The organism is Microbacterium sp. HMWF026 (genome assembly GCF_003061325.1).
Taxonomy (GTDB): domain Bacteria; phylum Actinomycetota; class Actinomycetes; order Actinomycetales; family Microbacteriaceae; genus Microbacterium; species Microbacterium testaceum_E.
Window position 1 is genome coordinate 1 of sequence record NZ_QAJB01000238.1, and the last position, 6,769, is coordinate 6,769.

Annotated in this window: 6 protein-coding genes; 1 reads left to right on the plus strand and 5 read right to left on the minus strand. The window is 66.7% G+C overall.

What is annotated here, in order from left to right; genetic code table 11:
- The 4 genes from DBR36_RS09535 to DBR36_RS09550 all read right to left on the minus strand — a co-directional run.
- On the minus strand, positions 1-587 hold a 587-nt coding region (locus tag DBR36_RS09535), incomplete at its 3' end, for an SGNH/GDSL hydrolase family protein (RefSeq protein ID WP_146185303.1).
- Complete coding sequence (gene glf / locus DBR36_RS09540) at positions 587-1,723, minus strand: UDP-galactopyranose mutase (RefSeq protein WP_108318860.1); 1,137 nt, start codon at positions 1,721-1,723, stop codon at positions 587-589. The genes DBR36_RS09535 and glf, both read right to left, overlap by 1 nt.
- Before the next feature lie 84 nt (positions 1,724-1,807).
- On the minus strand, positions 1,808-3,286 hold the full coding sequence (locus tag DBR36_RS09545; protein WP_108318862.1) for a DUF2142 domain-containing protein: 1,479 nt from the start codon (positions 3,284-3,286) through the stop codon (positions 1,808-1,810).
- Complete coding sequence (locus DBR36_RS09550) at positions 3,283-3,753, minus strand: GtrA family protein (protein WP_108318864.1); 471 nt, start codon at positions 3,751-3,753, stop codon at positions 3,283-3,285. The genes DBR36_RS09545 and DBR36_RS09550 overlap by 4 nt, the downstream gene beginning before the upstream one ends.
- 116 nt (positions 3,754-3,869) lie before the next feature.
- Between DBR36_RS09550 and DBR36_RS09555 the strand changes: the two genes are divergently transcribed.
- Positions 3,870-4,802: a glycosyltransferase family 2 protein gene (locus tag DBR36_RS09555; RefSeq protein WP_108318866.1), complete on the plus strand. Its 933-nt coding sequence runs from the start codon at positions 3,870-3,872 to the stop codon at positions 4,800-4,802.
- 206 nt (positions 4,803-5,008) lie between these two features.
- Here DBR36_RS09555 and DBR36_RS17695 read toward each other — a convergent pair.
- On the minus strand, positions 5,009-6,769 hold a 1,761-nt coding region (locus DBR36_RS17695; protein ID WP_108318867.1), incomplete at its 5' end, for a DUF6541 family protein.

Genomic DNA, 6,769 nt, shown 5'->3' on the forward strand with positions numbered 1-6,769 from the left:
GTCCAGGAAGCGATCCACGTGCCGTCGCCTCGACGCATCCCCGCCCACGGGTCCAGGAAGTCCCACCCGTTCTCACGCGCGAGGGACTCGAACGCGTCGTTCAATACCGCCGCCTCCGAGGCGAGCGCATCGAGGGGCGCGACGGCGAGAAGGACGACGGTCGGCGACTCGACGCCGTCGGCGATGTCGGCGACGTGGGCGAGGATGGCGTCGGCCGCTAGGCCTGCGATCAGGTCGTTCGTCCCAGCCATGATCAGCAGCACATCAGCCCGAGCGCCGGCGCGCACCGCCTGCCGCATGTCGGCGGTGGTCGCACCGTCCCGAGCCCAGCCCTGAACGATCGGGAAGAAACTGTCGGGCAGCGCGGCCGCCCAGGCCTCGCCCGCGTCGAGCCCCTCCGCTAGGGTGCCCCGGAACCCCGTCGAGTTCGAGTCGCCCACGACGAACACGCTCCGCGGCGTCACGACCGACGTCGGACTCCCGGTCGGTGTTCCGGACGGCGGCGACGAATCGGGTGCGACGACCCCGGCGCATCCCGCGCTCGCCGACGCGAGCAGCAGGATGCCGATGGTCGCGAAGCGCCTCATCACGCCAGCTGGTTGTTCCACATCGACAGCGCCGCCCCGATCGCCATGTGCATGTCGAGGTACTGGTAAGTGCCCAGGCGACCGCCGAAGTGCACATCCTTCTCGCCCTTCGCGAGCTCGCGGTAGGCCAGAAGGCCCGCGCGGTCGTCAGCGGTGTTGACGGGGTAGTAGGGCTCGTCGGCACGCGTAGCGAATCGGGAGTACTCGCGGACGACGACGGTCTTGTCGGCGGGATAGCGGTCGGCGCGTTCCGGGTGGAAGTGCTTGAACTCATGGATGCGCGTGTAGGGCACGTCGGCGTCGGCGTAATTCATCACGCTGGTGCCCTGGAAGTCGCCGATCGGCAGGACCTCTTGCTCGAAGTCGAGCGTGCGCCACGAGAGCTCACCCTCGGCGTAGTCGAAGTAGCGGTCGACGGCACCCGTGTAGACGATGGGCACCTGCCCGACGGTGGCGTTCTTGTTCAGCGGCTGCGAATCGTCGAAGTAATCCGTCGACAGCTTCACGTCGATGTTCGGGTGATCGGCCATGCGCTCCAACCAGGCGGTGTACCCGTCGACGGGGAGACCCTCCCACGTGTCGTTGAAGTAGCGGTTGTCGTACGTGTAACGGACGGGCAGGCGGGAGATGACCTCGGCGGGCAGGTCTTTGGGGTCGGTCTGCCACTGCTTCGCGGTGTAATCGCGGATGAATGCCTCGTACAGGGGGCGCCCGATGAGGGCGATGCCCTTCTCTTCGAGGTTCGTCGCGCTCTTCGCGTCGAATTCCCCCGCCAGCTCCTGGACCAGCGCCCGAGCCTGGTCGGGCGTGTGGGCGGCGTGGAAGAACTGGTTGATCGTGCCGAGGTTGATCGGCAGCGGGAACACCACGTTCTTGTGCGTCGTGTAGACGCGGTGCACGTAGTTCGTGAACTGCGTGAAGCGGTTGACGTACTCCCACACGGTGGGGTTGGAGGTGTGGAAGAGGTGTGCGCCGTACTGGTGCACCTCGATGCCTGTCTCGGGCTCGTCCGCCGAGTACGCGTTACCACCGATGTGATGGCGCCGATCGATGACCGTGACCTTGCGACCCGCGGCAGCGGCCCGTTCGGCGATGGTGAGTCCGAAGAAGCCGGAGCCGACGATGAGGAGATCCATGATGCAGTACTTCCTGTGCGTGGAGCGGCGACGTGCGCTCACCAAACTCGAACAACTTACCCCACCGGGATCGCGAACTCCTGATCAGGCGCCGATCCAGACGACGTACCAGAACTTGAATAGCGCGAGTACCGGCGTCACGACCGCGATGGTGCAGACCGTCCGGGTCAGGACGCGCTCGCTCCGCGGCCCGTCCTGCCAGCGCAGCGGGAAGAAGAGGGCGATGGTCAGTGCGAGTAGAGGCCAGAGGGGGAAGAAGTAGCGCCCCTGAACGCCGTCGATGAGGTAGAAGCCGACCGGGGTGAAGGTGACGTAGAGCGTGCCGAACAGTCCCAGGACCGAGATCACGCTGACCGCGACCCACCCCCACCGGGTACGCCGGCCGACCGAGAACCGGGGAAGCCATCCGATGGCGAGGACGACCCCGATGACGGCAACCAGCATGGCGGAGCTCGGAACCCGGACGTTGGATGAACCGATGAGGTCGAGGAAAAAGAAGTTGTCGCGGTAGACGAACGTCCGCGCGACGTTGCCGAGGAAGCCGAGGGGGTCGCCCAGCGTGTGCAGGATCATCGGAGTCGTGCCGAACTCCCGCGTCTCGTAGTCGGACCGGTAGAAGGCGAGAACGTCCCCGATGCCCCGCGTGGCGAGGAACCAGGCCGTCCAGGCGACGGCCGACACCGCCAGCGATCCCCACTTCAGCCAGGCTCGACCGCGGAGGCGGCGCACGCTCGCGAAGGCCAAGAGGGCGGCGAGCAGGAGGTAGGACGGTTTTCCCAGGGGCAGCGCGATGGCGCTGAGGTAGAGCAACGTCGTCTCGACACGCCCCAGTCCCTGTTTCTCGAGCATCGTCTTGGCCAACAGGGCGGTGAACAGGAAGGCCAGACCGTTGGTGAACGCGTCGGCGGTGATCGTCGCCGACTGCAGCAGGGCCGGCGGAAGCAACGCCAGGCCGAGGAAGAGCCAGCGCATCTTGGATCGGCGCAGGACCCACAGCGCTCCCGCGACCGGGACGATGTAGGCGAACAGACTGAAGAGGGCCATGAGACGCAGCGCGCTCGTGACCGACAGGTTCGCCCCCTCCGCGATCCACGATGCCGAGACCGCCGGGATGTACGGCACGGGCGAGTACGCAGCGGTGTTGGAGAACCAGATCAGGTTGCGCTGGGGATCGGCGTATCGTTCGCCTCCGAGTCGCTCGTACTCCTCGGGCTCCAGGATCCAGCGGCCGGGCTCGTCCGGGTTCGCACCCAGGTCCGTGGCCGCGTGGCCGTACAGCCCCCACACCGACGACGGGATCTCCCCACCGTAGGAGTCCCCCTTCCCGCCCCACTCGATCTGCTGGGGCAGGAGCTGACCGTGCGAGATCTGGAAAGCGCGGGCGTACTGGCTCAACCCGTCGTTGCCCCAGAACGGGGGGTTAACTAAAACGAAGAGCGTGCCGACCACGAGCGAGACGAGGGCGAAGACGACGGTCGCGGCTGCCCCCGTCGTCCGTCGTCGGTCGCGCGGTCGGATCCTGCCGGTCCCGGTCGTTTCGACATCGACGATCTGGTCGGTCACGCGGTTTCCTCCGTGATGGTGTCAGCGTCTCCGCCTTCTTCGCGGAAGACGAGCCGGTCGTAGGTCAGGTAGCGGAAGATCGTGGCGAGAGCCTGGCCGATCAACGTTCCGGAGATGTTGTCGGGTATCGGTCCTTCCAGACCGAGGACGTTCCGGGAGAAAGCGAGGCACCCCAGCTGGATGCCGATCGCGGCGAGGTTGAGGAGGGCGAAGACAACGTACCGCGAGAACCGCAGCGACAGTCGCCGGCGACCGAAGGTCCAATACCTGTTGCCCACGTAGGTCACGATCGAGGCCACGACGATGGCGATGGTCTTCGCGATCAACGGCTGATCGAACAGCGGTCCACGACCGGTCACCCAGAACGCAAGGAGGTTGAAGACGGCCGCGTCGACCAGGAAGGCGAGCCCCCCGATCGCGAGAAAAGATGCCAGTTTTGCGGCGTGCGCGCGGGATGTTGAGCTCATGGCTACCTCTCGGCGAAGGGCGGATATGGCGACCGTGATAGCCTGATGCGGCTTCGGCGGCGGCTGCCCACCGAGGTTCCATCTGCTCAGATCATACCCGCGAGGTTCGTCCGGACATGTCCACGTCCCCCACCATCGCGGCGCTCGTCCCCTGCTACAACGAGGAGCTCTCCATTGCTTCCGTCGTGCGGGACCTTCGCGCTGCCGTCCCCGAGATGACGATCTACGTCTACGACAACTCGAGCACCGACCGTACGTCCGAGGTGGCCCGCGAGGCGGGTGCCGTCGTGCGCCGCGAGGAGCGCAAGGGCAAAGGCAACGTCGTCCGCCGCGCGTTCGCCGACGTCGAAGCGGACATCTACGTCCTGATCGACGGCGACGACACCTACGACGCGGCCGCTCTCCCCGAGATGATCCGCACGCTGCAGGAGGGTCCCTACGACCACATCCTCGGTGTCCGCCAGGAGACGACCAACAGCGCCTACCGTCCCGGCCACGCGCTCGGCAACCGCGGCTTCAACTGGCTCGTGGGAAACATCTTCGGCTCCGAGGTCTCCGACATGCTCAGTGGTTATCGAGTGATGTCGCGGCGCTTCGTCAAGAGCTTCCCCGCGCTGTCCCGGGAGTTCGAGATCGAGACCGAGCTGACCGTGCACGCGATGAGCGTGCGCGTGCCGCAGGCGGAGGTGAGCGTCGGCTTCAAAGACCGTCCCGAGGGCAGCGAGAGCAAGCTGCGCACCTACCACGACGGATTCCGCATCCTGAACCTCATCGCGCAGCTCGTCCGGCACGAGCGTCCGATGCTCTTCTACGGTATCGTCGCGACCCTGCTCGCGCTGGTCGGGATTCTCGTCGGCATACCGGTCATCGCGGATTTCGTCACCACCGGTCTTGTTCCGCGCCTGCCGTCGGCCATCCTGGCCATCGGTGTGGTGCTCGCCGGGGGGCTGGCCGCCGTCATCGGGCTCATCCTCGACGGTGTCCTCAAGGCGCGTCGCGAGGTCAGCCGCCTCAACTACCTGACCTACAGCGCTCCCCCGTCCGTCTGATCCCACCCGCGACCTGACCAACGCCCCGCGGACCAGAGCGCGTCAATCCCGACTCCTCGGCCCGCGGGGCGTTCGTCATCGTCCGCGGCAACGTCGCCGAAGCGGCAGGCGGTCATCCCGGACATGCGCCCCGCTCAGCCCGTCTGGCGCACCTCACCGGCACCGGGGTCTTGACCGTCCGCCACGCCGCGATGTGAGGCGATCGCTCAGTCGCACCCGGTGACGCGGTATAGCCCCATGTCGCCCTCTTTAAGGACGGGTTCGAAGCCCCGCTGGGTGCCGTCCACCCGCAGCCCCGACCACTCAGGGAGAGTCCCCCCGCTCGAGTACCACCGGTCATCGAGCTGCAGAAGGTAGACGACTCCGAGGTCCTCCACGGCCGCGCAGACGTCGGGCGAGAAGCTCGAGAGCGTGAGCTTGGATGACACAGTCTTCTTCTCGGGATCCCACTCTCCCAGCCAATTCCCGTCCATCGCGGGGAACAGCACGTCTGTGCCGAAGAGACCGTACGCGAGTCCGGACCCGTCATAGGGATTGTTGGCCACGACGACGCCGTCGGGAACCACCTGGGCCACCTCGGACAGGAACTCCCGCTCGGCGGGCGAGATCATCCAGGCATCGTCGGTGGCGAAGCTGAGACGGATCCACTCCCGCTGCTGACTGGCACCCGGCATGAACACCGTCGCCACCGCCAGGAGCAGCGCGAGGGCCGAGAACGCACCGGCTCGGATGCCGGAGAAGCGGTGGCGCAGACGGTGCAGAACCGCCGCCATGGCGACGCCAACCAGGGGGACGCTCAACATCGCGACGAGGGCGGCCAGGCGGTAGGAGTCGTGATACCAGAACCCCGTCAAGAAGTCGCGCACGCGACCCTCGCTCCCGGCGGAGAAAACGTACAGGCCACCGAAAGCCAGGGCGCTGGCGGGGAGCCACGCCTCGTTCGGGCGCCGACGCACGACGAGCCACCCTCCGACGACCATCAGCGCAGCGAGGCCGAACTGCCCCAGACCGCCGTTGAAGCCGAGGGTGACGAGTTCGCCGAACGCCTGCGCGGGAGTCTCGAAGGAGTCCCACACCCACGTCACGGTCCGCTGCATGAACGGGGCGACGTAGAGCAGCGTCCACCCGCCGATGAGCAGGAGGACCACGGCGGCCAGCCAGAGCAGCTTCCACCGGACAGGGCGGGGCCCCATCACGATCGCGTTGACGATGAAGGCGAATCCGATGACCACCAGAGCGAAGACGGTGTTCGGCTGAGCCAACGCGGTGCCGACGATCGAGACGCCGATCAGCCCGATGAGGAGGGCCCGCTGGGCGATCGGAGACGAAGACCACGACCGCAGCAGGATCACCAGTCCGGCGATGACGGCCGACAGCAGCGACATCGCCATGAGGTTGGAATAGAGCTGTCCCCAGCTGAGGAAGCGCCAAGGAAAGGCTCCGACGAGCTGAGCGGCCACTCCGACGCACGCCACGATCCGTCGCGACTGACCGAACAGGGTTACAGCGAGGGTGATGGCCGCGAGAGGAAAGACGACCACCGTGAGCAGAGCCGACACCGTTGTGGCCGCCAAGGGGATGGAGATGTCGGTGAGTTCGACCAGCAGAGCCGCCGTGGCGTGCCACCCCGCGGGGTAGAAGCCCGAGGCATCCTGCGAACCGTCCATGTAGCCGGTATGAGCCGATGAGCCGTCCTGGTTCTCGATGATGTAACGCACGACGTCGATGTGGAACATCGTGTCCTGGAGCTGTCCGATGGCCTCCGGCCCCGGCACGACCGACATGTACATGCGCCAGAAGACGAACAGACCGAATACCACGGTGATGGCCAGGGGGACGATGCTCCGCCGGACGGCGCGACCGAAAGCGAGCGCCGAGGGGCGTCGCCGCGAGAGCGCCCACGCCCCCAGCGCGATCAAGACGGTGGTGAGAAGAACGGAGGACGGCCCCCACGCCCACCCGAAGAC